The organism is Streptomyces sp. NPDC088157, assembly GCF_044741545.1.
Taxonomy (GTDB): Bacteria; Actinomycetota; Actinomycetes; order Streptomycetales; family Streptomycetaceae; genus Streptomyces.
Map to the genome: position 1 here is coordinate 217,060 of NZ_JBIUSU010000008.1, position 25,639 is coordinate 242,698.

A 25,639-nucleotide genomic window follows, 5' to 3' on the forward strand; every position below is an offset into this window, starting at 1 on the left:
CGGATCGTCACTCCCCGCTCGCCGCGGCTGCGTCGAGGATGTCTGGCAGCGCCCCGAGGAACGCCTCCACCTCGTCGTCGCCGAGGTTCAGCGGCGGCATCAGCCGGACGACGTCGGGGGCGGGCACGTTCACCAGGAATCCGGCCTCCTGAGCCGCCGTCCGCACCTGGGGCGCCCGGGGCTCGGTGAGCACGATACCCAGGAGCAGGCCCGCTCCCCGGACATAATCGATCAACGAGTGGCCCGTGCCCTCGATTCCGTCCCGCAGCGTCTCGCTCTGCCGCTTGACGTTCTCCAGCAACCCCTCGTTCTCGATGGTGTCGAGAACGGCGAGTCCGGCGGCGCAGGCGACCGGGTTGCCGCCGAAGGTGGTGCCGTGGTGGCCGGGCTGAAGCAGTTCGGCGGCCCGCCCGAAGGCGATCGTCGCGCCCAGCGGCAGCCCGCCGCCGAGGCCCTTCGCCAGCGTCACGACGTCCGGCAGGACGCCCTCGTGGGCCTGGTACTCGAACCAGTGCCCGGTCCGGCCGACCCCGGTCTGCACCTCGTCGAGGACCAGCAGCGCGCCGGTCGCGGCGGTGATCGCGCGGGCGGCCTTGAGATAGCCGGCGGGGGGCACCACGACACCCAGCTCGCCCTGGATCGGCTCGAGGACGACGAGCGCCGTCTCCTCGGTGACCGCGGCCGCCAGCGCCTGCGCGTCACCGAACGGCACATGGGTGACGTCGCCGGGCAGCGGCAGGAACGGATCCCGCTTGCCGGCCTGGCCGGTGAGTGCGAGGGCGCCCATGGTCCGGCCGTGGAAGGCGCCCTCGGTGGCGACGACATGGGTCCGCCCGGTCAGCCGGCCGATCTTGAAGGCGGCCTCGTTGGCCTCGGCGCCCGAGTTGCAGAAGAAGACCCTGCCGTCCCGGCCGAAGTGCTGGAGCAGCCGTTCGGCGAGCGTGACGGTCGGCTCGGACATGAAGAAGTTGGAGATGTGGCCGAGGGAGCCGATCTGCCGGCTCACGGCGTCGACGACGGCCGGGTGGGCGTGGCCGAGCGCGTTGACCGCGATGCCGCCGACGAAGTCGAGGTACTCCTTGCCGTCGGCGTCCCAGACCCGGCTGCCCGCACCGCGCACGAGGGGCAGCAGCGGGGTGCCGTAGTTGTTCATGAGCGCGCCCTGCCACCGCGCGGTCAGTTCCTGGTTGCTCATGACGGCTCCCCCTGTGCGTCCGGCCGCGCGGCCGGCTGTGCGTGCGGCTTCTCGTCGGGCACGACCATCGTGCCGATGCCCTCGTCGGTGAAGATCTCCAGCAGGATCGAGTGCTGGACCCGGCCGTCGATGACGCGGGCGGTGTTCACGCCGTTGCGCACGGCGTGCAGGCAGCCCTCCATCTTCGGGACCATCCCGGAGCTCAGCTCCGGCAGCAGCTTCTCCAGTTGGGAAGCGGTGAGGCGGCTGATCACCTCGTCGCTGTTCGGCCAGTCCTCGTAGAGGCCCTCGACGTCCGTGAGGACCATGAGGGTTTCGGCGCCAAGTGCCGCAGCGAGTGCCGCAGCCGCCGTATCAGCATTGACGTTGTAGACATGTCCGTCGTCCTGGGAGCGGGCGATCGACGAGACGACCGGGATGCGGCCGTCGGCGAGCAGCGCCTCGATGGCGCCCGTGTCGATCGCGGTGATCTCGCCGACCCGGCCGATGTCGACCAACTCGCCGTCGATCTCGGGCTGGTGCTTGGTGGCGGTGATGGTGTGCGCGTCCTCGCCGGTCATGCCGACGGCGAGCGGCCCGTGCTGGTTGAGCAGCCCGACCAGCTCACGCTGCACCTGTCCGGCGAGCACCATCCGTACGACGTCCATGGCGTCCTCGGTGGTGACGCGCAGGCCGGCCTTGAACTCGCTGACGATGCCGTGCCTGTCGAGGGCGGCGCTGATCTGCGGGCCGCCGCCGTGCACGACGACGACATGGAGGCCGGCCTGCCGCAGGAAGACGACGTCCTGGGCGAAGGCGGCCTTCAGGTCCTCGTCGACCATGGCGTTGCCGCCGAACTTGATGACGACGGTCCTGCCGTTGTGCCGGGTCAGCCAGGGCAGTGCCTCGATGAGGATCTGGGCCTTGGGCAGGGCGGTGTGCTTGCGGGTGGCGCTCATGACGAATACGCGCTGTTCTCGTGGACGTAGTCCGCGGTGAGGTCGTTGGTCCAGATGGTGGCCGTCTCGGAGCCGGCGGCCAGGTCGGCGACGATGTGCACCTCGCGGTAGCGCATGTCGACCTTCTCGCGGTCCTCGCCGACGCCGCCGTTCTTGCAGACCCAGACGCCGTTGATGGCGACGTTGAGCCGGTCGGCCTCGAAGGCGGCCCCGGTCGTGCCGATCGCGGAGAGCACGCGGCCCCAGTTGGGGTCCTCGCCGTGGATCGCGCACTTGAGGAGGTTGTTGCGGGCGATGGAGCGGCCCACCTCGACGGCGTCGTCCTCGCTCGCCGCGTTGACCACCTCGACCTTGATGTCCTTGCTCGCGCCCTCGGCGTCCCGGATCAGCTGCTGGCCGAGGTCGTCGCAGACGGTCCGTACGGCGGCGGCGAACTCCTCGTACCGCGGGGTGACTTCGGAGGCTCCGGAGGCGAGCAGCAGCACGGTGTCGTTGGTCGACATGCAGCCGTCGGAGTCGACGCGGTCGAAGGTGACCCTGGTGGCGGCGCGCAGCGCCTCGTCCAGCGTCTCGCTGTCGACGTCGGCGTCGGTGGTGAGGACGACCAGCATGGTGGCGAGGCCGGGGGCGAGCATGCCCGCGCCCTTGGCCATGCCGCCGACGGTCCAGCCGTCCTTCGCGACGACGGACGTCTTGTGGACGGTGTCGGTGGTCTTGATGGCGATGGCGGCCTTCTCGCCGCCGTGCTCGGAGAGTTGACCGGCGGCCGCTTCGACCCCCGGGAGCAGCTTGTCCATCGGAAGCAGAACGCCGATGAGGCCGGTGGAGGCGACGGCGACCTCGCCCGCGCCCAGACCCAGCACCTCGGCGACCTTCTCGGCGGTCGCGTGCGTGTCCTGGAAGCCCTTCGGCCCGGTACAGGCGTTGGCGCCACCGGAGTTGAGGATCACGGCGGACACCTGTCCGCTCTTGAGGACCTGCTCGGACCACAGCACCGGCGCGGCCTTGACGCGGTTGGAGGTGAAGACGCCGGCGGCCGCGCGGCGGGGCCCGGTGTTGACCACGAGGGCCAGGTCCGGGTTGCCGTTCTGCTTGATCCCGGCGGCGATGCCCGCCGCCGTGAATCCCTTGGCTGCCGTGACGCTCACGGTGCGACTCCGATCGTGGAAAGCCCGGTGGTCTCGTCGAGTCCGAGGGCGAGGTTCATGCTCTGGAGGGCGCCGCCCGCGGTGCCCTTGGTCAGGTTGTCGATGGCGCTGATGGCGATGATGCGCCCCGCGGCCTCGTCGTACGCGACCTGCACCTGAACGGCGTTGGAACCGTGGACGGACGCCGTGACGGGCCACCGGCCCTCGGGCAGGAGGTGGACGAAGGGCTCGTCGGCGAAGGCCTTCTCGTAGGCGGCGCGGACGGACTCGGCGGTGACGCCGGGCTTCGCCCTGGCGCTGCAGGTGGCGAGGATGCCGCGGGACATCGGCACCAGGGTGGGCGTGAAGGAGACGGTGACCGGCTCCCCCGCCGCCGCGCTGAGGTTCTGGATGATCTCGGGCGTGTGCCGGTGACCGCCGCCGACGCCGTACGGGGCGACCGAGCCCATGACCTCGGAGCCCAGCAGGTGCGTCTTGGGCGACTTGCCCGCGCCGGAGGTGCCGGAGGCGGCGACGATCACGGCCTCCTGCTCGGCCAGGCCCGCCGCGTACGCCGGGAAGAGCGCGAGCGAGACAGCCGTGGGGTAGCAACCGGGGACCGCGATGCGCTTGGACCCCTCCAGCGCGGCGCGGCCGCCCGGCAGTTCGGGGAGGCCGTAGGGCCAGGTCCCGGCGTGCGCGGAACCGTAGAACCGCTCCCAGTCGGCCGCGTCCTTCAGCCGGAAGTCGGCGCCCATGTCGACGACGAGGACCTCCGGGCCGAGCTGTTCGGCGACGGCGGCGGACTGGCCGTGCGGCAGGGCGAGGAAGACGACATCGTGTCCGGCGAGGACCTCGGCGGTGGTTTCCTGGAGGACCCGGTCGGCCAGCGGCAGCAGATGCGGCTGGAGCGCGCCCAGCTTCTGGCCCGCGTTGGAATTGCCGGTCAGGGCGCCGATCTCGATCTCGGGGTGCGTGAGGAGCAGGCGCAGCAGCTCTCCGCCCGCGTACCCGCTCGCTCCGGCCACCGCCGCACGTACCACCATGACTCCTCCTCCTGGATGGCATGACTATACGTATCGCTGCACGTTTATGCAATCCATGTCCGGGGTGGGGCCCGGAGTGATCTTTGCCCGGGCCGCGGGGCTGCGTAACCTCGACCCGGTGATCGCCATGACCCCGATAACCAGCCTGGACCTGACCGGCTTCACCGAGCGCGAGCCGGGGGTGTGGACCGACGAGGCGGGACTCGTCCTGTCGGTCCACTTCTTCCCGCTCATACCGGATCTGCCCGCTCCGCTGCACGAGCCGCAGCGGCTCGGCACAGGGCTCGCGCAGCTCGTGGCCGGGGCCGGCGGCGGGCTGATCGAGGCGGCGCCCGGCTCGGTGGACGGCGTCCCGGCCGTCCGCCAACTGGTCAAGATGCCGCTGGGGAGCCGGACCGGGCAGGCCTTCCTCGGCTCCTGGACCGTGCCCCGGGCGGAGTCCAGCACGGTCGTGAAGGTACAGGCCGCCGAAGGCGCCACGACCGGGATGCGGGAGGCCGTGATCATGACGCGGGTGGGCCCTGCCGAGTACTTCCGGCCCCACCCCTACGCGGGCGGGCAGCTGGGCGGTCTGCCCTACCACGTCGGCGACCACGAGGAGTGGGACGCGCAGTTCCCCGGCCATCCGCTCACCCTCGTGCGCGCCGCCCTGCAGCGGATCACGCCCACGATCACCTTCGACGACCGCTTCAAGGCCCTGCCGCCGTTCGGCGGGCCGGACGCCCCGCAGTCACCGCCGCCGCAGTCGCTGCCCCACCTGCCGCCGCCCAGGCGCGGCTGGTTCCGGCGCAAGAACGTCTGAGGGGGCACGGTCGTCCGGCGGGCGCGGGCTGCTTCCGCCCACGCCCGCCGGCATCCGCTACCGCTGCCCGATCCGCAGGAAGGTGATCGAGTTCGCCGGGAAGGTGTAGGTGAACTCGTCGGCGACCCCGGTGAAGGTGGAGGTCACGGGTGCGACCGCGGTTCCGGTCTCCGTGTTCACCGCGTCCGGCGCGGCGGCCAGCGTGGTCACCTTCGCCCTGGACGCGACCTTGGCGCCACCGAGGTCGATGGTGGTACGGGCGTCCGCGGACTGGGCGTTGACGACCTTGACGATCAGGTCTCCGGTCTTCCTGTCCTTGGTGACGACCTGACGGAACGGCTCGGCCGGCTTGTCGTCGGTGAAGCTGCCCCACTCCTGGCCGTCGAGGTAGAGCGTGACCTGGCGGCCCCGCACCTTGACGTCGACGTCGTAGGCGCGGCCCGTCTCGACGGACCCGGCCTTGGAGATCAGCGTCGACTTGCCGCCGTCCACGGCCTGCTCGACGGCGGACTGGGTGTTGTTCCAGCCGCCCAGGTTCCACCAGTAGTAGTTACCGGTGTCCTTGACGCCGAAGGCGACCAGGAAGCCCTCCTTGCCGGACTTCTTGGTGGCCTTCACATGCAGGTCGTAGTCGTGCCAGGCGGTGTCACCGGCCGAGACCATGGTGTTCTCGGCGGCGGTGTCGGTCTGCGCGTACTGCCCGTCCTGGAGCGACCAGCTGCCGCCGCCCATGTGCGTCCACTTCGAGGCGTCGCCGGAGAAGTCGTCGCTCAGCAGCACGTCGCCGTCCGCGCCGGTCACCTTCACGTCGTCGTACGCCGCGGCGGTGGCCCAGGTCGACAGGCCGACGGCGCCGGTGACGGGGCCCTGGAGGGACGGGGTCCCCGTGGCCGTCGACGGCACCACCCGGTCACCGACGTTCGTCATGAACAGCTTCTGGACCTCGTAGTTGGCCGAGTTCCAGGAGGCGTGGTTGTTGAACCACACCATGTCCGGGCTCCACTGCACATAGTCCTCGTTCGCGAACAGCGGTGCGTAGGAGGCGAGTTCGACGACATCGGCGTTGCGCTCCAGACCGGTCATGTAGGCCGCTTCGGCGAGGCCGTTCTTGAAGGCGTTGCCCTGGGAGGCGTACTCGCCGAGGAAGACCTTGGGGCCGTTCCTGTCGTAGGAGTCGTAGCGCCCGTTGTTCTGGAGGAACCACTGCGGGCTGTTGTAGTAGTGCTCGTCGACCATGGCGACATCCGCGTCCCGGTTCAGCTGCCAGGCCGTGTCGAAGGTGGAACCCGAGTCGTCCGGACCGGAGTTGGAGATCACGGTGACCTCCGGGTACCTGGCCTCGATCGCGGCGCGGAACTGCTCGAAGTGGGCGAAGAACTCGACGGGCAGGTTCTCCTCGTTGCCCACCTCGAGGTGCGTCAGGTGGAAGGGTTCGGGGTGACCCATCCGGGCGCGCTTCCTGCCCCAGGTGGAGGTGACCGGCCCGTTGGCGAACTCGATGAGGTCCAGCGTGTCCTGGATGTGGCGCTTCAGGAGCGCGTCGTCGACGACGGCCCTGTTCTGGCCGCAGCCGGTCACCAGGGCCGGCACGACGGGCAGCGGCATCGCGCCGACGTCCTCGGCGAAGCGGAAGTACTCGTAGTAGCCGAGTCCGTAACTCTGGTTGTAACCCCAGAAGTTGGAGTTGACGGCGCGCTCCTCGACGGGTCCGACGGTGTCCTTCCACTGGTAGGAGCGGGCGCGCTGCCAGCCGGAGGCCTCGCTGTAGTCCTGCATGGAGCCGGTGTTCACCAGACAGCCGCCGGGGAAGCGCACGAAGCCCGGATGCAGGGCGGCGATCTTCTCGGCGAGGTCCTTGCGCAGCCCGTTGGGCTCGTTCCGGTACGTGTCCCGGGGGAACAGGGACACCATGTCGAGGGCGGCCGCGGCCGAGGAGGCCACCGTCAGGCGGCCGTCACTGCTGGTGCGGGCCGCGGTGAAGGCCGCCCGGTACTGGACCCAGCCGCCCTTGCGCACGGCGACCTTGCGGGCGGTGGCCAGCGCGCCGTCGGCGTCCTGGAGGCTCACGGTGAGCGTGCTGCCGCCGGCGGCTCGGGCCCATACCGAGAAGTCGTACTTCTTGCCCTGCTCGACCCGGACCCCGGTGTTGTAGCCGGCGTTGGTCACGGAGGAACCGGCGCCCAGGGAGAGGTAGGTGCGGTTGCGGTCGTTCAGACGGCCGGTGTCGTCCAGAACCTGCGCGGCGCCCTCGACCGTCCAGGAGGTCAGCGGGGTGTACGACCTGTTGTCGACGGTGGAGTACTCGAAGGACCGGTTCTGCACGAGTTCGGCGTACAGCCCGCCGTCGGCCGCCCGGTTGATGTCCTCGAAGAAGACGCCGTACATCGTGTCGGCGATCTTCGCGCCCTTGGCGGTGGGATCCACGGTGATGGCGTAGTCGGTCACGGTCTCGGCGTGGGCCGGGACGGGGACGAGGGCGGTGGCCGTCAGCAGGGCGGTGGCGAAGAGGCCGACTCTCCAGCGCGTGCGGGTGGTGCGGGTGGTGCTGCGTGACATGAATAACTCCGCGGCTCGGTGATGCGAGTTGTCTGCGAGTCGTTCGAAATATCAGACGACGATCAGCACTTCGAACGGCAAGATAGGGAGGAGGCCGAGACGCGTCAATGGGGCGTGCGGCAACGGATGAGGCGGAGGGCGGCACCGTATGGGCGAGTTCCGGCCAGTGCCGGACGTACTGGCGTACCTGGCGGGGAGCTGGCGGGTGCGCAGGTCGGTACGGGACCGGGCGAGCGGCGACGAGGGCCGCTTCGACGGGGTCACCGTGTTCGGCGCACTGGACGAAGGCGGGCCGGACGGGGACGGGCCGGACGACGGCGGACAGCGGCACGACGGACTGCTGCACGACGGGCTACTGCACAACGGACTGCTGCACGAGGAGTCCGGCACCTTCGTCTGGCTCGGGGTCCCCCGGCCGGCCGAGCGCACCCTGCGCTTTCTGCCGGGGCCGACACCCGGCACGGCGGACGTGCGGTTCGCCGACGGCCGCCCCTTCCACCACCTGGACCTGTCGACCGGGCGGCACGTGGCCGACCACCCCTGCTCCGCGGACCTCTACCGGGGCGAGTTCACCGTGCGCGACGCGAACCACTGGCGGACGGTCTGGCGGGTGGCAGGACCGGCCAAGGACCTGCTGCTCACCACCGACTACGCGCGCGTCGGCTGAACCGAGGCGCCTTCCAGACGGAGGTTCCACCGACCGCCCCGGCCCGTGACGGTGGTCGTGGACAGCGGACGCACATCGATGTTCCAGTACGTCGAGGGCGGCGCCTTGAGCGCGTACACCAGGGCCGCACGGATCACGCTCGGCTCGGCGACGGCGACAATGCGGCCGCCGTCCCCCACCGGCCGGGTGTCGAGCCAGCCGCCGACGCGGGAGATGAACGCCAGCAGCGACTCACCGCCGTGCGGAGTGGCGAGCGGGTCGGCGAGCCAGGCGTCCACGGCCTCCGGCTCGCGGGCCATCGCCTCGCCCAGCGTGAATCCGCGCCAACGGCCCATGTCGCAGTCCCGCAGGGCGAGCTGCACCAGCGGGGCGTATCCCAGCGCGTCCCCGGTGGCGCGGCTGCGCGGGGTCGGCGAGCAGTAGCGCAGCTCGGCGGCCGCGAGCGGCAGCAGAGCGTCGGCCACGCGCAGCACCTCACCCCAGCCGTCCTGGTCCAGCGGCCGGTCGTCCTCGAAGCGTTCCGCGAGCAGCGAGGAGCTGCGAGCGGCGGCGACGAACGTGACCCGAAGTGGCATGCGGTGATGGTGAGCCGCGCAACTGAGCAGGTCAAGAGGTGTTGAGCGACGGCCGGAAGAAAACTTACCGACGGGTCAGGATCTGCCGGACAAGTCCCCCGAAATCAGCGTCCCGCCCGTGCCGCCCCGCTCACGCCGCTCCACCCGTGCGCCCCGTTCATGCCACCCCGAGCTTCTCGAAGATCAGCGCCATCCACTGGTCCGGCTTCTCCAGCGACTCGAAGCCGACCTGCTCGTACACCCCGTGCGCGTCGTGCGTGGCGAGCAGGATGCGGCGCAGTCCGTACGGCCGCAGGTGGTCGCGTACGGCGGCGACGAGGGCGGTCCCGATGCCCTTGCCCCGCACCGCCGGGTCCACGTAGACATCGCACAGCCATGCGAAGGTCGCGAGGTCGGTCACGATCCGCGCGTAGGCGACCTGCTCGAGGGACGCGGTGTCGTAGACGCCGAAGTTCAGCGATCCGGTGATCGCCCGGTCGTGCTTCTCCCGCTCGCGCCCGAGCGCCCAGTACGCGTCCGTGGACAGCCAGTGGTGCACCCGCTCGACGTCGATCCGAGCGGGGTCGGTGGAGATCTCGTAGCCCTCGGCGAGGGGTGGGGTGGCGTTCATAGCGTTCACGGCGTCCATGGCCGGATCCTCACAGGACGGCGTTCATCGTGTCGACCGGTTTCCGGGGAGCACCTCGTCGCACGCCGCCCGCAGCCGGCGCACCCCCTCGGCGATCTCCTCCGTCCCGCCGACGGCCGCGAAGCTCAACCGCACGTGGGCTGCCGGCGGTTCGGCGCTGAAGTAGGGGCGGCCGGGGGTCAGGGCGACGCCCGCGCGCAGGGCGGCAGCGGTGAACGCGCTCTCTCCCCCGGAGCCGAAGGCCTGGGAGGCGCCCCCGATGCCGTCGGGCAGCCGCAGCCACAGGTGGTAACCGCCGGACGGGACGTGCGGGAGGGCGAGTTCGGGCAGCCGCAGCCGCAGGGCGGCGGTCATCGCGTCCCGCCGGGCCCTCAACTCGGCGGCGACGGCCCGCAGATGACGTGGCCAGGCGGGCGAGCCGACGAGTTCGAGGGCCGCCTCCTGGAGCGGACGGGGCACGAAGAAGCTGTCGACGACCTGGATGGCGCGCAGGCGTTCCAGGACCGGGCCGCGGGCGGCCAGCGCACTGACCCGGAAGCTCGGCGAGGTCGCCTTGGTCAGCGAGCCGACGTGCACGACGACGCCGTCGGGGTCGTCGGCGACGAGCGGACGCGGCAGCTGCCCGGCGTCCTCGTGCGCGAGCCGCCGCACGAAGTCGTCCTCGACGACGAACGCGCCCGCCTCCCGTGCGATGCTCAGCACCCGCGCACGCCGCTCGGGGGCGAGGACGGCGCCGGTCGGGTTCTGGAACAGCGGCTGGCAGACGAAGACCCGGGCGCCGGTCGCCCGGAACGCGTCGGCGAGCAGGTCCGGCCTGACGCCGTCCGGATCGACCGGGACGGGTACCGGGCGCAGTCCCGCCGCCCTGGCGATGGCGAGCATGCCCGGATAGGTGGGCGACTCGACGAGGACCGGCGCCCCGGGCGGGGCTAGGGCGCGCAGGGCGGTGGTGAGTGACGCCTGGCCGCCGCCGCTGATCAGCACCTCGGCCGCGGTGACGGAGCCGCCGATGGTCCGCGCGAACCACTCGCGCAGCTCGGGCAGGCCCTCCATGGGCGGCCGGCCCCATGCGCCGGGCCGCCGCCCGGCCCGGGCCAGGGCCGCGGCCATCGCCCGTTCCGGCTGCAGGGAGGGGTGCAGATAGCCGCCGTTGAACTCGATCACCCCGGGTGGCGGTGCGGCCAGCGACACGGTGACGCCTGCTGCGTCGACCGAGCGCGGGACGAGGTCGGCGGCGCCGTCCGCACTCAGCGCGACCTCCTGCCAGGAGGTGTCGCCGGCGGGGGCGGCGGTCACGGACGACGGCCGGGCCCGGAAGGCGCCCGCACCGGGCCGGGTGACCACGAGTCCCTCGGCGGCCAGCTGCGCCAGCGCCCGCGAGACGGTCACGGGGCTGACCCTGAACCGCTCGACCAGGGCCCGGCTCGACGGCAGCTTTCCACCGGGAGAGTAGCGGTTGATCTCCCGCCGCAGATGATCCGCCAGCTCACTCACACTGCTACGCTCTTGCATGAAGACACAGAGTAGCGCTACCACACGGCCCGCGATAGCGGTCGACACCTCGGCCGACACCCTGCGGACGGGTGGCGCCGGCACCCTCCTGGCCGCCCTCGGTGTCGTCGCCTTCTCCCTCACCTTCCCCGCGACCGCCTGGGGCCTGGAAGGGTTCGGGCCCTGGGCGCTGGTCGCCGTACGCAGCGTCCTCGCGGCGCTGATCGCGGGCGGGTGTCTGCTCGTCCTCCGTGTTCCGCCGCCCGCCCGGCGGCACTGGCCGGGGCTCGCCGTCGTCGCCGCCGGGGTCGTCGTCGGCTTTCCGCTGCTCACCACGCTCGCGTTGCGGACGTCCAGCACCGCGCACGCCGCCGTGGTGGTCGGCCTGCTCCCGCTGACGACCGCGCTGCTGTCCGCCCTGCGCATGGGGACCCGCCCCTCCCGCACCTTCTGGGCCGCCGCCCTGGCGGGTGCCGCCGCGGTGGCGGCGTTCACCGTGCAGCAGAGCGGCGGAGCCCTGACCGGCGCCGATCTGTATCTGTTCGGGGCGCTGCTGGTGTGCGCGGCCGGCTACACCGAGGGCGGCCGGCTGGCCCGGGTCATGCCGGGATGGCAGGTCATCGGCTGGGCGCTGGTGTTCTGTCTGCCGCTCACCGTGCCCGCCGCCGCGCTCGCCCTGGCCCACGAACCCGTCCGGCTGACCGCGCACAGCGCGGCCGGACTGCTGTGGGTCGCGGCGGGCTCGCAGTTCCTGGGCCTGGTCGTCTGGTACCGGGGCATGGCGGCCATCGGCATTCCCAGGGCCAGCCAGTTGCAGTTGGCCCAGCCCCTGCTCACACTGGTGTGGTCGGTGCTGCTGCTGGGCGAGCACCTCACGCCCGCCGCTCCGCTGACGGCGGCTGCCGTGCTCGTCTGCATCGCCGTCACGCAGCGGGCGCGCGGCCAGTCCCGACAGAAGGTACCGCCGCTTACCGCACGGTGAGGAGGCCTCACAGATGCGCGCAACCACGGGCGACCAGCTTGTCCAGCACGGCAGGGTGGTCGGACAACACGACAAGGTCGGCGAAATCGTCGAAGTTCTGGGCCAGGGAGGAAATCCGCCGTACCGCGTCCGGTTCACGGACGGGCACGTGGGCGTCTGCTCGCCCGGCCCCGACACCGAGATCCGGCACAGGATGGCCGAGGAACAGCGGTAGATCAGCGCGGGGGGTCCGCCCGCTGCCGGTAGTGGTCGGCGACCACCCGCGCCATCGCCCCGATCCGGTCCGTCCGCACGTCCTTGGCGGCGAAGAAGACGTGCCCGCGCACCTGCGGGTGAGCGGCGGCCAGATCGAGGTGGTCCGAGAGTTCGGCCGGGTCCTGCCAGGCCGCGGACTGCGCTGGGTCGCCCGCCCGGTACAGGGCCTCGCCGAGGTAGAGGCGGGTACGGCTGCCCTTCGCCACCTCGGCCCACCAGGGCACGAGCTTGGCGTAGTCGGCGACCGACAGTCCGATGTTCCAGTAGAGCTGCGGGACGACGTAGTCGATCCAGCCCTCCCGCACCCACTTGCGGGTGTCCGCGTGGATGTCGTCGTAGGACTGGAGCGCCCGGGTGTCCGAGCCGCGCGAGTCGGTGGAGGCGTTGCGCCACACGCCGAAGGGACTGATCCCGAACTGTGTGCCGGGGCGTACGGCCTTGATCCGGGCGGCCGTCTCCAGCACCAGCCTGTCGACGTTGTCGCGCCGCCAGGCGGCCCGGCCGGGGAAGGCGCCGCCGTGCGCGTCGTAAGCGGCCTCGTCGTCGAAGGTCAGGCCGGCCACCGGGTACGGATAGAAGTAGTCGTCGAAGTGCACGGCGTCCAGGGGGTACTTCTTCACGGCGTCGAGGATCGCGTCCTGGACGAAGGCGCGGACCTCGGGCAGTCCCGGGTTGTAGTAGAGCTTGCCGCCGAACGGGACCACCCACTGCGGGTGCTTGCGCGCGGGGTGGGAGGCCACGAGCTTCTTGGGGTCGTCGTGGGTCGCGACCCGGTACGGGTTGAACCAGGCGTGCAGTTGCAGTCCCCGGGCGTGGGCTTCCGTGACGGCCGTGCCCAACGGGTCCCAGCCCGGCGACTTCCCCTGGGTGCCGGTGAGGACCTGCGACCACGGCTCGTACGGGGAGGGCCACAGCGCGTCGGCCGTGGGCCGCACCTGGAAGATCACCGTGTTGAGCCGCCGGCTCACCGCCAGGTCGAGCATGGCGATCAGTTCGGCGCGCTGCGCGGCGGCGGTCAGCCCGGGGCGGGACGGCCAGTCGCGGTTGCCGACGGTCGCCAGCCACATCCCCCGCATCTCGGTCGCCGCCCGGCGCTCCCTCACGGGAGCGGCCGCGGCGCCCGTCGTGGTGAACGTCGACAGCGCTGCCAGCGCGAACGCCCGCCGGGTCAGTCGCCCCATCGCACACATCCCCAAATACTCCGCGGATCCGCTCGGTCACGGATCGTTTCGCGCCCCAGCATGCCCCCACCCCGGCGATCGATCATCGATACTTGCTAGTAACGTGCACGATCGGAGCAGGGCGACGACCGGGACCCGGCAGACCTGCTCCTGCCATCAGAGTCAGCGCGGCGAAAGGGACGATGTGACGGGCACCCCAGCGGGAGATCTCTCACGGGTCGGAGTGGTGGGCTGCGGCCAGATGGGGGCGGGCATCGCCGAGGTCTGCGCCCGCGCCGGTCTTGACGTCAAGGTCGCCGAAACCACCGGCGAGGCCCTGGAGATCGGCCGTACCCGGCTGTTGAACTCCCTGGCCAAGGCCGCCGAGCGCGGCAAGATCTCCGAGGAGGAGAGGGACGAGGCGCTCGCGCGGCTCAGCTTCACCACCGACCTCGGCGAGTTCGCCGACCGCGACCTGGTGATCGAGGCCGTGGTCGAGAACGAGCAGGTGAAGACCGAGATCTTCCAGGTCCTCGACCAGGTCGTGACCCGCGCGGACGCGATCCTCGCCTCCAACACCTCCTCCATCCCGCTGGTGAAACTGGCGGTCGCCACCTCGCGGCCCGACCACGTCGTGGGCATCCACTTCTTCAACCCGGCTCCGGTGCAGCAGCTCGTCGAGCTGATCCCGGCGCTGACCACCTCCGAGGCCACGCTCGGCCGGGCGCAGCTGTTCGCCGAGAAGGTGCTGGGCAAGCACGCGATCCGCGCCCAGGACCGGTCCGGCTTCGTCGTCAACGCGCTGCTGATCCCCTACCTGCTCTCCGCGATCCGGATGTTCGAGACCGGTATCGCCAGCCGCGAGGACATCGACAACGGCATGGAGATGGGCTGCGCCCACCCGATGGGCCCGCTGAAGCTGTCGGACCTGATCGGCCTGGACACGGTCGCCTCGGTGGCGCAGAGCATGTACGACGAGTACAAGGAGCCGCTGTACGCCGCTCCCCCGCTGCTCCAGCGCATGGTGGACGCGGGCCGGCTGGGCCGCAAGACCGGCTCGGGCTTCTACGCGTACTGATCACCCGCCGCGTTTCCCCACGGGCCCGGCGCTCCTCGGAGTTCCGGGCCCGCGCCATGCACACGCCGGGTGTGCCGCGGGCCCGCACGCGCCCCGCGCACCCTTTCCCCGTACTCGACGAGCTGAACACGCCGGCCCCTGCCGTCTAGGACAGGTCCGGGTCCTCGGTGAGCCTGAGGTGGTGCAGCAGCATCAGCGCGGCCGCCATGTTGGCGGCCGGGACCTCCCCCCGGGCGACCATGCCGGGAACGAGGTCGAGGGGCACCCACTCCCGGCGGTCCGATTCGAAGTCGTCCACGGGGTGCCCCACGTACTCGCCGTGGTCCGACCAGTAGATGTGATGGACGGCGTCGGTGAGTCCGTTGGACGGCTCCACGCTCATCAGGTGGTGCAGCGGTCCCGGCCGCCAGCCGGTCTCCTCCTCGAGTTCCCTGGCGGCCGCGCGGGCGACGTCCTCGCCGTCCTCGACTATTCCCGCCGCGAGCTCCCACCCCCAGCTGTCGGTGATGAAGCGGTGGCGCCACAGCAGGAGAACCTCGTTGGCCTTGTTCACGACCGTCGCCACCGCGACCGGCCTCAGCCGTATGAGGAAGTGGTCGAGGTGCCGGCCGTCCGGCAGCTCCACATCTGCCAGATTGACGCTGAACCAGCGGTTTTCATACACCGTTTGTTCGTTCTGATTTGTCCACTGCACGGTTCTGCCACCTTCCGTCGAGTGAGTGGCAATATCGCAGCAGGAACTGTGCAGCATCGGCGTGGACGCCGGTGTGATTGTTCGGTGTTCGTGCCGGTGTTCGTCTCTGGGGTCGGATACCCCGCCGTGCCGCGCCTAGAGCGGTACGCGCAGTGCCCCGTCGATGAGTTCGGCGGCCTCGGTCGTGCCCGTGCAGCCGCTGCGGGCCAGGTGCTCGCGCACTGTCCGGAGTCTGTCGCGCAGACGCTGTGACTCCATGCCGCGGGCCTGTTCGGCCATCTGCACCGCGGTGACCACCGCCTTGTCGGTGTTGCCCTGGCGCAGTTCGATCGTGCTGAGCATGGCGAGCCGGTGCACGCGCCCCCGGTCGTGCGCCGGGGTGCCCACGGCTGCCGCGGCGTGCTCGGCGGCGGCGGTGAGGTCGCCGAGGCTGAGCAGGGCCTCCGCCACCTGGACGTTGACCAGACCCGGCTGGACATAACCGGTCTCGTCGGGCTCGTGACCGCGCCGGATGTGATCAGCGGCCGTCTCGGCACGCCGGATGCACGACAGGGCGCTCGTGCCGTCGCCGAGGTGGGCGTACGCCTTGGCCTGCATCGCGTACAGGTCGGAGGAGAGGGCGGGCGTGATGTGCCGGCCCGCGGCCCGCAGCGCGGCCTCCGCGAAGGCGACGGCCTGCCGGAACTCCCTCATGAACAGCGACTGGTTGACGAGGAGGGCGATGACGTACGCCCCGAGTCCCCGGTCCCCACTGGCCTTTGCCAGTCGGAGGGCCTGGTGGAAGTAACGCTGGGCCAGACCGTGCGCATCCGAGTCATACGCACAGATCCCCGCGACCGCGACCAACCCACCGGTGGCGCGGTGCAGTTGACGGCCCGTCGCATCGGTGTAGCTGCCGCGCAGCACAGGCGCCGCCTCCGCGTTGAGGAAGCCGACGATACGGCTGCGGGTCGCGATGCCGCCCGCCTTGCGGTACATCTGCTCGTAGTGGGTGCGGGCGGACCGCAGCATTTCGATGTCGGCCGAGGTGACGCGATGCCGGCCGCCCCGCGAGACATCGACGTCCTCCGGCGGGTTCTCCCACTCCCACACCGGCATCACGGCCGGCGTGCCGGTGACGGCGGGCGCTCCCAGGACGTGCGGACGCTGCTGCTCGTCGGAGCGCCACAGGGCGGTGGCCCGCTCGACGAAGCCGGAGAGCGAGGTGCCGTGCGGTCCGGCCGGCTCGCCCGGCACACCGAGGCCGATGTCGTCGAGGGTGACCGTCCGGTGCAGCCGCGCCGCGAGCACCTCGCAGATCAGGTCGGGCACCTGACCCCGCGGCCGCTGGCCCTTGAGCCACCGGGCCACCGCCGTGTGCTCGTACCGCAGGGCGAGTCCGCGGGCCCGTCCGGCCTGGTTGACGTGGGCGGCGAGGCCCGCGTGCGAGACGCCCGCCTCGTCCAGGATCGCGTCGAGCAGAGTGTTGGGCTGCATTGGGTGCCCCCCGGTGCCTCGGTCCCGTCAGACTAGTGGGTCCCTCTTCACACGGGGTGTGAACGAAGTACGCGCATTCGCAGGGTGTGCACGCTGTCGCGGAGCGTTTGCGGCCGCTTGACTGGATTGCCTCGCAAGAGGCTCGCCGGGCCGTCGGCTCCCCCTCATGAACGACGGCCCGGCGCTTTGCGCTTCGCGGGTTCGGCCGGCTCGGGGTGCGTCGCGGGCTGCGGGTGGGTGCGGGCCGGTCGCGCAGTCCCCCGCGCCCCTTGGGGGTTGTACCTACCCCCGTCGCGAAGTCACCGGCGTACAGCGGGCACAGCCCCGCACCCCAGAAACGCGAGCACCCGCACGACCAGTAACCCGACACACGGCATCACCGCCCAGGGCGCAGGGCGCGCAGCCCCCGCACCGCAGGGGCGCGGGGAACTGCGCGACCAGGCCACGACCAACCCGCACCCGCCACACGGCACCACCGCCCGCGACGCAGCGCGCGCAGCCCCCGCACCTCACGGGCGCGGGGAACTGCGCGACCAGCCACGACGAACCCCCACCCCCCACAGGCCCCGGCGCCCCTCCCCCTGGGGCAGGGGCGCCGGGCTGCGGCCGGGGAAGGGCAGGCCGGCTGACGCCCCGCGTCAGCCCCGCAGCACCGCTCCCGTGCGCTCGCCCGCCAGGGCGACCGCGGCGTCCCGGGCAGCCGACGCCTCGTCGACGGTCAGCGTCCGGTCACCCGCGCGGAAGCGCAACGCGTAGGCGAGCGACTTCCGCCCGTCACCGAGCTGCTCCGCGTTCTCGTACACGTCGAACAGCCGGATGCCCTCCAGCAGTTCACCGGCGCCCTCGCGCAGCGCGGCCTCGACCTCGACGTGCGGGACGAACGTGTCGACGACGAGGGCGACGTCCTGCGTGGCGACCGGGAACGCCGAGATGCTCGGCGCCCGGGGCGTGTCGTCGCCGACCTGCTCCAGGACATCCAGGTCCAGCTCCATCGCGGAGGTGCGCGAGGGCAGCCCCAGGGCCTTCAGCACCCGCGGATGCAGCTCGCCGGCGTGGCCCACGACGCGCTCGGCACCGTCGACGACGACCACCAGCTCGGCGCACCGGCCCGGGTGCCACGGCCCGTACTGGCCGCTGCGGACGGTCAGTTCGGCCCCGGCCTCGCGGGCGACGGCACGCGCCGCCTCGACCGCGTCGGCCCAGTCGGCCGGACGGCCCTTGCCCCACCAGCCGGCCTGCTCGCGGGCGCCCGCGAGGACGGCGGCGACATGGCGCGGCTGCGCGGGCAGCACGGCGTCCAGCGACGCGAGCTCCTCGTCGGTGGGGCGGCGGTCGACGGGCAGGTGCCCGGCGACGCGCTGCTCCTCGTGCGGGAGGAACACCAACCCGGTCTCGAACAGCGCCAGGTCGTGCGAACCCCGGCCGTCGTTGCGCCGCAGGGCGGCCAGCAGACCCGGCAGCAGCGACGTACGGAGCGCGGGCTCCTCGTCGTTGAGCGGGTTGGTGAGCTTCACGACGCGGCGGGCCGGGTCGTCGGCGGCCAGGCCGAGCTGGTCGAAGACCTGCTCGTTGACGAACGGGTAATTCGGCGCCTCGACGTAGCCGGAGCCGGCCAGCGCGCGGCCGACGCGCCGGTGCAGACGCTGGCGGTGGGTGAGGCCGCGGCCCGAGGGCGGCTTGGGCAGCGTGGAGGGCAGGCTCTCGTAGCCCTCCAGCCGGATGACCTCCTCCGCCAGGTCGTTGACCTCGGCGAGGTCGGGCCGCCAGGACGGGACGGTGACGATCAGCTCGTCCTGCCCGTACACGTCGCAGCCGATCTCCTGGAGGCGGCGGACCACGATCTCCCGGCCGTACTCCACGCCCGCGACCTTGTCCGGGTGGTTCGCCGGGACGCTGATCGTGTGCGGGGCGGACGGGGCGATGATCTCCGTGACGCCCGCGTCGGCCGTACCGCCCGCGAGCAGCACCAGCAGATCGACCGTGCGCTGCGCGGCGGCGGCCGCGGCCTGCGGGTCGACGCCGCGCTCGAAGCGCTTGGACGCCTCGGAGGAGAGCTTGTGCCGACGGGCCGTGCGCGCGATCGACACCGCGTCGAAGTGCGCGGCCTCGATGACCACGTCGGTCGTCAGGCTTTCCGCGGCATCGTGGTCGGCGATCTCGGTGTTCGCGCCGCCCATGACACCGGCGAGGCCGATCGGCCCGCGGTCGTCGGTGATCACCAGGTCCTCGGCGTGCAGCTCGCGCGTCACTCCGTCGAGGGTGACGATCCGCTCGCCCTCCCCGGCCCGGCGCACGCCGATGGTGCCCTGGACCAGCGAACGGTCGTAGGCGTGCAGCGGCTGGCCGAGTTCCATCATCACGTAGTTGGTGATGTCGACGGCGAGCGAGATCGGGCGCATGCCGACCTTCTGGAGCCGGCGCTTCAGCCAGATCGGGGAGCGTGCCTCGGGGCTCAGACCGGTGACGGTGCGGGCGGTGAAGCGGTCGCAGCCCATCGGCTCGGTGACCCGCACCGGGTAGCCGAAGGCGTTCGGCGCCGGTACGTCGATCAGCGCCGGGTCGCGCAGCGCCAGACCGTAGGCGATGGCGGCCTCGCGGGCGACGCCGCGGATGGACAGGCAGTCGCCGCGGTTGGCGGTGACGGCGATGTCCAGGACCTCGTCGACCAGCTCGAGCAGCTCGATGGCGTCCTTGCCGACCTCGGTCTCCGGCGGCAGCACGATGATGCCCTTGGTGCCGTCGTCGCCCATGCCCAGCTCGTCGCTGGAGCAGATCATGCCGTGGGAGGTCCTGCCGTACGTCTTGCGCGCGGCGATCGCGAAGCCGCCGGGCAGGACGGCGCCCGGGAGCACGACCACGACCTTGTCGCCGACCGCGAAGTTGCGGGCGCCGCAGACGATCTCCTGGGGCTCACCGGTGCCGTTGGCCGTACCCACGTCGACGGTGCAGAAGCGGATCGGCTTCTTGAAGCCCTCGAGCTCCTCGATGGTGAGCACCTGGCCCACGGCGAGCGGGCCCTTGAGGTCGGCTCCGAGCTGCTCGACCGTCTCGACCTCGAGGCCGGCCGACACGAGCTTGGCCTGCACGTCACGACCGGTCTCGGTGGCCGGCAGGTCGACGTACTCCCGCAGCCAGGAAAGCGGGACCCGCATCAGATCTCCATCCCGAACGGCCGGGTGAACCGGACGTCACCCTCGACCATGTCTCGCATGTCTTCGACGTTGTGGCGGAACATCAGCATCCGCTCGATGCCGAACCCGAAGGCGAACCCGCTGTACTTCTCCGGGTCGACGCCGCAGGCGGCCAGCACCTTGGGGTTGACCATGCCGCAGCCGCCGAGCTCGATCCAGCCCTCGCTGGAACAGGTGCGGCAGGGGCGGTCGGGGTTGCCCACGGACTCGCCGCGGCAGACGTAGCACACCATGTCCATCTCGGCGGACGGCTCGGTGAACGGGAAGAAGTTCGGCCGCAGCCGGGTCTTCATGCCCTCGCCGAACAGCGACTGGACCATGTGGTCCAGGGTCCCCTTGAGGTCGGCCATGGTCAGGCCCTCGTCCACGGCCAGCAGTTCGACCTGGTGGAAGACGGGGGTGTGCGTCGCGTCCAGTTCGTCGGTGCGGTACACGCGGCCGGGGCAGATCACGTACACCGGCAGCTCACGGCCGAGCAGCGAGCGGATCTGGACCGGGGAGGTGTGGGTGCGCAGCACGACTCCGGACTCGGTGCCGCCCTGCGGGCCCTGCACGAAGAACGTGTCGGCCTCGCCGCGGGCCGGGTGGTCCGGGCCGATGTTGAGGGCGTCGAAGTTGAACCACTCGGCCTCGACCTGCGGGCCCTCGGCGACCTCGTAGCCCATGGCCACGAAGACGTCCTCGATGCGCTCCGACAGCGTGGTGAGCGGGTGGCGGGCGCCGGCCGGTACGCGGTCGTACGGCAGCGTGACGTCCACCGCTTCCTCGACGAGCACGCGCTGGTCGCGCTCGGCCTCGAGTTCCTCCTGGCGGGCGGCGAGGGCCTTGTTCACCGCGCCCCGGGCCTGGCCGACCAGCTTGCCGGCGGCCGCCTTGGCGTGCGGGGGCAGGGCGCCGATCTCGCGGTTGGCGAGGGCCAGCGGGGAGGTGCCGCCGGTGTGGGCGACCTTGGCCTCCTGGAGTGCGTCGAGGGAGTCCGCGGCGGCGAAGGCGGCGAGCGCCCCGTCCCGCATGCGCTCGATCTCTTCCGGTTTCAAGGCCTCGACCTCTACCGGGTCGTACGACTTATTCGGTGCCGACATCTCTTCCCGTGCTTCCGATTGGCTGGCTGAAGGTCCCCGTCACCGACTCACGCAGAGGTCAGAGGGCCGTCCATGGGACACAAGGGTGCCAAAGGCCGAGTCTAACGGGGTGAAGGTGTACGAACGCGCCCGCGGGCCGCCCGGCCGGTTCTCAGGTGAGATACGCCGGGGCGCTCACGGGCAAGGTAAATCGGAACTCGGCGCCGCCCCCGGGGGCGCGGCCGACCGTGATGACGCCGCCGTGGGCTTCGACGATGCCCTTGACGATGTACAGCCCGAGGCCCGTGCCGCCGCGCTTGCTGCCCCGCCAGAAGCGGGTGAAGACGCGGTTCATGGACTCCTCCGGGATGCCAGCGCCCTCGTCGCTCACGGTGACCGATGTGCCGGTTTCCTCCCCCTCACGGGGTGACGCGGCGGGCGTGACGTCAATGGTGACGGTTCCCTCGCCGTGGCGCACCGCATTTTCGAGGAGGTTGCTGAGCACCTGGTCGACCTTGTCGGGGTCGGCCCACAGGGCGGGCAGCGGCTGTTCGAGGCGGAGCAGGAACCGGTCGGCGGGTTGTCCGGCGGCCACGTGGGCCTGGATGTGCCGTCCTACGGCCGCGCCCATGTCGACGGGCTGGCGGCGCACCTCCAGCCGCCCCGAGTCGATGCGCGAGATGTCGAGCAGTTCGGCGATGAGGCGGGTGACCCGGTCCGCGTCGGCGTCGACGGTCTCCAGCATCAGCCGCTTCTGGTCGTCGGTGAACCGCGACCACTTGGCGAGCAGGGTGGCGGTGAAGCCCTTGACCGAGGTGAGGGGCGAACGCAGCTCGTGGGCGACGGTGGCGATCAGCTCGGCGTGGCTGCGTTCGGTGCGGCGGCGGGCCTCGGTGTCGCGGAGCGAGACGACGACCCGGCGGACGGGTCCGGTGGGTTCGCCGCGGACGTATCTCACCGAGACGAGCACCTCACGCCCGCCCGGCAGCAGCAGGTTGCGCTCGGGCTGGCCGACCCGGATGGCGAGGCCGCCGTAGGGGTCGGTCAGCTGCCACCAGCGGCGGCCTTCGAGGTCCTCCAGCGGCAGGGCTTTCTCGAGCCGCCGTCCGAGGGCGTCCTCGGCACGGACGGCGGTGATGCGCTGGGCGGCGGCGTTGAAGCAGACGACGTGCCCGTGTTCGTCGGCGACCACGAGCCCGTCGGGCAGGTCGTCGGGGTCGATGCCGAGGCCGGCGAGGTCACCGGCCGGCCTGGGCGCGGAGCCGTCGGGCGTGACCTGTGCGTCCCTTGTACCGCTCATGCCGACGCTCATTCCCCGTACCCCACCTCTCAGACGACTGAGGGGCCCCCGAGCTGGTCACCCTACTAGCTCTCGGTGACGGAGCGGCACCCTCCGGAGGCGCGCTGTGCACGGGCCGATGCGTAGAGACATACGGCGGCGGCGGTCGCGAGGTTCAGGCTCTCGGCCTTCCCGTGGATCGGGACCCGTACGACGGCGTCCGCGAGGTCCCGCGTCTCCTCGGGGAGTCCCCAGGCCTCGTTCCCGAACACCCACGCCGTGGGTCCGCCCATCGTCCCGTTGTCCAGTTCGTCGTCGAGGTCGTCGTCCCCGGCGCCGTCGGCGGCGAGGATCCGGACCCCGGCCTCCTTCAGCCCGGCCACGGCCCTGTCGACGGGGACGCCGATCGCCACGGGGAGGTGGAAGAGGGAGCCGACGGAGGCGCGGACGGCCTTGGGGTTGTAGAGATCGACGGAGGCGTCGGTCAGTACGACGGCGTCGGCGCCCGCGGCGTCCGCGCACCGCAGGACGGTGCCGGCGTTGCCCGGATCGCGTACATGGGCCAGGACGGCGACGAGCTTCGGCCGGGCGGCGAGGATCTCCTCGAAGGGCGTGTCCAGGAACCGGCAGACCCCGACGAGCCCCTGCGGGGTGACGGTGGTGGAGACGTCCTCGATGACCTGCTCGGCGGCCAGGTGCACCCGGGCGCCGGCGGCGCGGGCCTCGCCGACGATGTCGGCGTACCGTTCCGCGGCCTCGACGGTGGCGAACAGCTCCACGAGGGTCGCTTCGCCACCGGCCCGGTGCGCGGCCGCCTCCCGCACGGCCTGCGGTCCCTCGGCGAGGAACAGCCGCTCCTTGCCCCGGAAGTTCCGCCTGGCGAGCCGCCGGGCGGCGGAGACCCGGGGGGAACGAGGAGAGATCGGCTCGGGGCTGGCGGAGGGCATGTGGTTCACCTTCGGTATCTGTGCGGCCGGCTTGGCGGCGGGGGCGACCGCAACCCCCGAGGGGCGCGGGGCTGTGTCGATGTGCGGCCCCGCCGGGTGGGCGCGACCGGCCACGGACGGCCGGCGCCCGAACGACAGACCCGGCGGTCAGCAACAAAGGACCCGCAGGCTGAAACCTGCGGGTCCTTGAGTCACGTCGGCCTGGAGCCGGCGCAGCGTCACGCGGCCTTGGGCGCGTTCACGTCCGCCGGGAGGGCCTTCTGCGCGACCTCGACCAGCGCGGCGAACGCGGTGGCGTCGTTCACGGCCAGCTCGGCCAGGATCTTGCGGTCCACCTCGATGTTCGCGGCGTTCAGACCCTGGATGAAGCGGTTGTACGTGATGCCGTTGGCGCGGGCAGCGGCGTTGATGCGCTGGATCCACAGCCGACGGAAGTCGCCCTTGCGCTTCTTGCGGTCGTTGTAGTTGTAGACCAGCGAGTGGGTGACCTGCTCCTTGGCCTTGCGGTACAGGCGCGAGCGCTGACCGCGGTAGCCGGAGGCCGCCTCGAGGATCGCCCGGCGCTTCTTGTGGGCGTTGACTGCCCGCTTGACGCGTGCCACTTGTTTAACTCCTTGTAGCGGGGCCGTGGTTGGACTCACACGACCCGGAATCGATGGGGTCCCGGTCTGAGATCAGGCGCGAGTCACGCGCCCGACGTCACTTGCCGAGAAGCTTCTTGATCTTCGCGGCGTCGCCCGGGGCCATCTCGGCGTTGCCGGTGAGGCGGCGCGTCACGCGGGACGACTTGTGCTCGAGCAGGTGGCGCTTGCCGGCGCGCTCACGGAGCACCTTGCCGGAGCCGGTGATCTTGAAGCGCTTGCTGGCACCGCTGTGCGACTTGTTCTTCGGCATAGCGCCGTTCTCTCCTCGTCGGTGGCGTTCCGGTGCCCGGTCGTGAAACCGGGCACGGTGGAACGTCGCTGGTATCGGTTACGTCCTTGGGACTCGCGTCCCGCGGATCACGCCTCGGCGGAAGCCTCGGCAGGGGCCTCGGCCGAAGCCTCGGCGTCGGCCGCGACCTCGACGTCGGTCTCGACGTCACCCTCGGCGTTCACGGCGTCGGCGTCCGCGGCGTTCTGCGAACGACCCGGGTTGGCCTTCGCCTCGGCCTTGCGGGCCTCCTGCGCCTGGCGGGCCTCGGCCATGGCCTCGGTCTTCTTCTTGTGCGGACCGAGAACCATGATCATGTTCCGGCCGTCCTGCTTGGGGTTCGACTCGATGAAGCCGAGGTCCTCGACGTCCGACGCGAGACGCTGCAGCAGTCGGTAGCCGAGCTCCGGCCGGGACTGCTCGCGACCACGGAACATGATCGTGATCTTGACCTTGTCGCCCTGCTTGAGGAACCGGACGACGTGACCCTTTTTGGTGTCGTAGTCGTGCGGGTCGATCTTCGGCCGGAGCTTCATTTCCTTGATGACCGTGTGCGCCTGGTTCTTGCGCGCCTCACGGGCCTTCATGGCCGACTCGTACTTGAACTTCCCGTAGTCCATGAGCTTGCAGACCGGCGGGCGGGCGCTCGCCGCGACCTCGACCAGGTCGAGGTCGTACTCCTGCGCAAGCTCCAGGGCCTTGGCCAGCGGCACGATGCCGACCTGCTCGCCACTGGGACCGACAAGTCGCACTTCGGGAACGCGAATCCGGTCGTTGATGCGGGGCTCGGTGCTGATGGATCCTCCTTGGTAGCACCACACGGCAGTCTGGCGGACGGCCGCGTAACGTCTGTGTTCGGTAGTCTTATAACCACGCCGAAGCACAAAAAATGCCCCGAACGATCACATGCGGGGCTCCAAGCACTACCGGAACACCGCCGCAAGGATCGCGGGGCGCACTACCGGGCGACTCCATCGTCCGTACGGAACGATGGTGGCCGCCTGACCGGGGTGACCCGCCATCCCTGGGGACGGTCGGGTGGGAGTTCGGAGCCTCCACTTGTGGGCCGGGCCCGCCTGCTGAGGGGCACGCGTGTCCGACCGGTCGTTACACGAGATTACCAGCCCGCGCCAGGAACAGCCAATCGAGCCTCGGTACGAGGTCCGGGCCGACCTGCCCCTATCGTGTGGGGCATGAGTGAGACCTCCCCCGCCGGCTCCGCCGAGACCCCCGGTACCCCCGACTTCGACGAGATGACCCGCGACATCGCCGAGGTCCCCGCCGTCGAGGTGATCGTGACGGTCGCCGTCAACCTGATGAGCGCCGCCGCCGTGAAGCTGGGGCTCACCGAGGAGGGCGACAAGTACAAGGACCTCGACGAGGCCCGCAAGCTGATCCACGCCCTCGCCGGCCTGATGGACGGCAGCGCGACCGAGATCAGCTCCTTCCACGCGGCGCCGCTGCGCGACGGTCTGAAGTCGCTCCAGCTGGCGTTCCGCGAGGCGTCGATCGTCCCGGACGAGCCGGGCCGGGGCCCGGGCGAGAAGTACACGGGCCCGGTCTACGGCTGAGCCGGCGC

The 25,639-nt window shown here is 71.3% G+C and carries 24 protein-coding genes; 6 read left to right on the plus strand and 18 right to left on the minus strand.

Translation table 11 applies throughout. The features are described 5' to 3' along the window. Positions 1-7: 7 nt before the first annotated feature. The 4 genes from ACIPFH_RS30690 to argC are packed head-to-tail and all read right to left on the minus strand — an operon-like array spanning position 8 to position 4,306. The gene (locus tag ACIPFH_RS30690) at positions 8-1,195 is read right to left on the minus strand and encodes an acetylornithine transaminase (RefSeq protein ID WP_401831466.1); all 1,188 of its coding nucleotides are present in this window, start codon (positions 1,193-1,195) and stop codon (positions 8-10) included. Then, entirely contained in the window at positions 1,192-2,133 is a 942-nt protein-coding gene (gene argB / locus ACIPFH_RS30695) for an acetylglutamate kinase (protein ID WP_401831469.1), read from the minus strand. The genes ACIPFH_RS30690 and argB overlap by 4 nt, the downstream gene beginning before the upstream one ends. Next, positions 2,130-3,281 carry a bifunctional glutamate N-acetyltransferase/amino-acid acetyltransferase ArgJ gene (gene argJ / locus ACIPFH_RS30700; protein WP_401831472.1) on the minus strand — a complete coding sequence of 384 codons (1,152 nt, stop codon included), beginning with the start codon at positions 3,279-3,281 and terminating at the stop codon, positions 2,130-2,132. Before argJ ends, argB begins: the two co-directional genes overlap by 4 nt. Continuing rightward, positions 3,278-4,306, minus strand: coding sequence for an N-acetyl-gamma-glutamyl-phosphate reductase (gene argC, locus ACIPFH_RS30705; RefSeq protein ID WP_401831474.1), 1,029 nt, complete (start codon positions 4,304-4,306; stop codon positions 3,278-3,280). The genes argJ and argC overlap by 4 nt, the downstream gene beginning before the upstream one ends. A gap of 127 nt (positions 4,307-4,433) precedes the next feature. Between argC and ACIPFH_RS30710 the strand changes: the two genes are divergently transcribed. Next, positions 4,434-5,108 (plus strand): hypothetical protein, encoded by a 675-nt coding sequence (locus tag ACIPFH_RS30710; RefSeq protein ID WP_401831477.1) that lies wholly within the window; start codon positions 4,434-4,436, stop codon positions 5,106-5,108. A 57-nt stretch (positions 5,109-5,165) separates the two neighbouring features. Here the strand turns inward: ACIPFH_RS30710 and ACIPFH_RS30715 are convergent, their stop codons facing one another. Next, positions 5,166-7,664, minus strand: a complete 2,499-nt coding sequence (locus ACIPFH_RS30715) for an alpha-L-arabinofuranosidase C-terminal domain-containing protein (RefSeq protein WP_401831478.1) — start codon at positions 7,662-7,664, stop codon at positions 5,166-5,168. A gap of 148 nt (positions 7,665-7,812) precedes the next feature. Between ACIPFH_RS30715 and ACIPFH_RS30720 the strand changes: the two genes are divergently transcribed. Then, positions 7,813-8,331: a DUF6314 family protein gene (locus ACIPFH_RS30720; RefSeq protein WP_401831481.1), complete on the plus strand. Its 519-nt coding sequence runs from the start codon at positions 7,813-7,815 to the stop codon at positions 8,329-8,331. On the opposite strand, the gene ACIPFH_RS30725 is transcribed toward ACIPFH_RS30720, so the two are convergent. The 3 genes from ACIPFH_RS30725 to ACIPFH_RS30735 all read right to left on the minus strand — a co-directional run bounded on the left by ACIPFH_RS30725 (position 8,313) and on the right by ACIPFH_RS30735 (position 11,046). Next, positions 8,313-8,906, minus strand: a complete 594-nt coding sequence (locus ACIPFH_RS30725; RefSeq protein ID WP_356262642.1) for a histidine phosphatase family protein — start codon at positions 8,904-8,906, stop codon at positions 8,313-8,315. The two genes, ACIPFH_RS30720 and ACIPFH_RS30725, sit on opposite strands and share 19 nt — an antisense overlap. A gap of 157 nt (positions 8,907-9,063) precedes the next feature. Continuing rightward, positions 9,064-9,516 carry a GNAT family N-acetyltransferase gene (locus ACIPFH_RS30730; RefSeq protein ID WP_356262651.1) on the minus strand — a complete coding sequence of 151 codons (453 nt, stop codon included), beginning with the start codon at positions 9,514-9,516 and terminating at the stop codon, positions 9,064-9,066. A gap of 42 nt (positions 9,517-9,558) precedes the next feature. Beyond that, positions 9,559-11,046 (minus strand): PLP-dependent aminotransferase family protein, encoded by a 1,488-nt coding sequence (locus tag ACIPFH_RS30735; RefSeq protein WP_401831483.1) that lies wholly within the window; start codon positions 11,044-11,046, stop codon positions 9,559-9,561. On the opposite strand from ACIPFH_RS30735, the gene ACIPFH_RS30740 reads away from it, so the two are divergent. Together ACIPFH_RS30740 and ACIPFH_RS30745 are read left to right on the plus strand one after the other, a co-directional pair. Next, positions 11,045-12,007, plus strand: a complete 963-nt coding sequence (locus ACIPFH_RS30740) for a DMT family transporter (RefSeq protein WP_401831486.1) — start codon at positions 11,045-11,047, stop codon at positions 12,005-12,007. The two genes, ACIPFH_RS30735 and ACIPFH_RS30740, sit on opposite strands and share 2 nt — an antisense overlap. A 13-nt stretch (positions 12,008-12,020) precedes the next feature. Continuing rightward, the gene (locus tag ACIPFH_RS30745) at positions 12,021-12,221 is read left to right on the plus strand and encodes a DUF1918 domain-containing protein (protein WP_356262633.1); all 201 of its coding nucleotides are present in this window, start codon (positions 12,021-12,023) and stop codon (positions 12,219-12,221) included. A 1-nt stretch (position 12,222) separates the two neighbouring features. On the opposite strand, the gene ACIPFH_RS30750 is transcribed toward ACIPFH_RS30745, so the two are convergent. Next, positions 12,223-13,443 (minus strand): glycoside hydrolase family 10 protein, encoded by a 1,221-nt coding sequence (locus ACIPFH_RS30750; protein WP_401831488.1) that lies wholly within the window; start codon positions 13,441-13,443, stop codon positions 12,223-12,225. A 184-nt stretch (positions 13,444-13,627) separates the two neighbouring features. Here ACIPFH_RS30750 and ACIPFH_RS30755 point away from each other — a divergent pair, with 184 nt between their 5' ends. Then, complete coding sequence (locus tag ACIPFH_RS30755) at positions 13,628-14,500, plus strand: 3-hydroxybutyryl-CoA dehydrogenase (RefSeq protein ID WP_356262627.1); 873 nt, start codon at positions 13,628-13,630, stop codon at positions 14,498-14,500. Positions 14,501-14,645: 145 nt separating this feature from the next. On the opposite strand, the gene ACIPFH_RS30760 is transcribed toward ACIPFH_RS30755, so the two are convergent. The 9 genes from ACIPFH_RS30760 to infC form a co-directional block, all read right to left on the minus strand. Next, entirely contained in the window at positions 14,646-15,194 is a 549-nt protein-coding gene (locus tag ACIPFH_RS30760; RefSeq protein ID WP_401831491.1) for an NUDIX hydrolase, read from the minus strand. A gap of 135 nt (positions 15,195-15,329) precedes the next feature. After that, positions 15,330-16,670, minus strand: a complete 1,341-nt coding sequence (locus tag ACIPFH_RS30765) for a transcriptional regulator (RefSeq protein ID WP_401831494.1) — start codon at positions 16,668-16,670, stop codon at positions 15,330-15,332. Between the two features lie 638 nt (positions 16,671-17,308). Continuing rightward, on the minus strand, positions 17,309-19,822 hold the full coding sequence (gene pheT / locus ACIPFH_RS30770; RefSeq protein ID WP_401831496.1) for a phenylalanine--tRNA ligase subunit beta: 2,514 nt from the start codon (positions 19,820-19,822) through the stop codon (positions 17,309-17,311). Then, positions 19,822-20,943 carry a phenylalanine--tRNA ligase subunit alpha gene (pheS, locus tag ACIPFH_RS30775; RefSeq protein WP_356254873.1) on the minus strand — a complete coding sequence of 374 codons (1,122 nt, stop codon included), beginning with the start codon at positions 20,941-20,943 and terminating at the stop codon, positions 19,822-19,824. The genes pheT and pheS overlap by 1 nt, the downstream gene beginning before the upstream one ends. A 151-nt stretch (positions 20,944-21,094) precedes the next feature. Further along, complete coding sequence (locus tag ACIPFH_RS30780) at positions 21,095-22,234, minus strand: ATP-binding protein (RefSeq protein WP_401831499.1); 1,140 nt, start codon at positions 22,232-22,234, stop codon at positions 21,095-21,097. A 53-nt stretch (positions 22,235-22,287) separates the two neighbouring features. Beyond that, the gene (locus ACIPFH_RS30785; RefSeq protein WP_401831501.1) at positions 22,288-23,148 is read right to left on the minus strand and encodes a TrmH family RNA methyltransferase; all 861 of its coding nucleotides are present in this window, start codon (positions 23,146-23,148) and stop codon (positions 22,288-22,290) included. Positions 23,149-23,366: 218 nt separating this feature from the next. Further along, entirely contained in the window at positions 23,367-23,750 is a 384-nt protein-coding gene (rplT, locus tag ACIPFH_RS30790; protein WP_020132316.1) for a 50S ribosomal protein L20, read from the minus strand. 97 nt (positions 23,751-23,847) lie between these two features. Continuing rightward, positions 23,848-24,042 (minus strand): 50S ribosomal protein L35, encoded by a 195-nt coding sequence (rpmI, locus tag ACIPFH_RS30795; protein ID WP_003977225.1) that lies wholly within the window; start codon positions 24,040-24,042, stop codon positions 23,848-23,850. Between the two features lie 107 nt (positions 24,043-24,149). Further along, positions 24,150-24,881 carry a translation initiation factor IF-3 gene (infC, locus tag ACIPFH_RS30800; RefSeq protein ID WP_356254882.1) on the minus strand — a complete coding sequence of 244 codons (732 nt, stop codon included), beginning with the start codon at positions 24,879-24,881 and terminating at the stop codon, positions 24,150-24,152. Between the two features lie 372 nt (positions 24,882-25,253). Here infC and ACIPFH_RS30805 point away from each other — a divergent pair, with 372 nt between their 5' ends. After that, entirely contained in the window at positions 25,254-25,631 is a 378-nt protein-coding gene (locus ACIPFH_RS30805; RefSeq protein ID WP_356254864.1) for a DUF1844 domain-containing protein, read from the plus strand. The last annotated feature ends 8 nt before the right edge of the window (positions 25,632-25,639 follow it).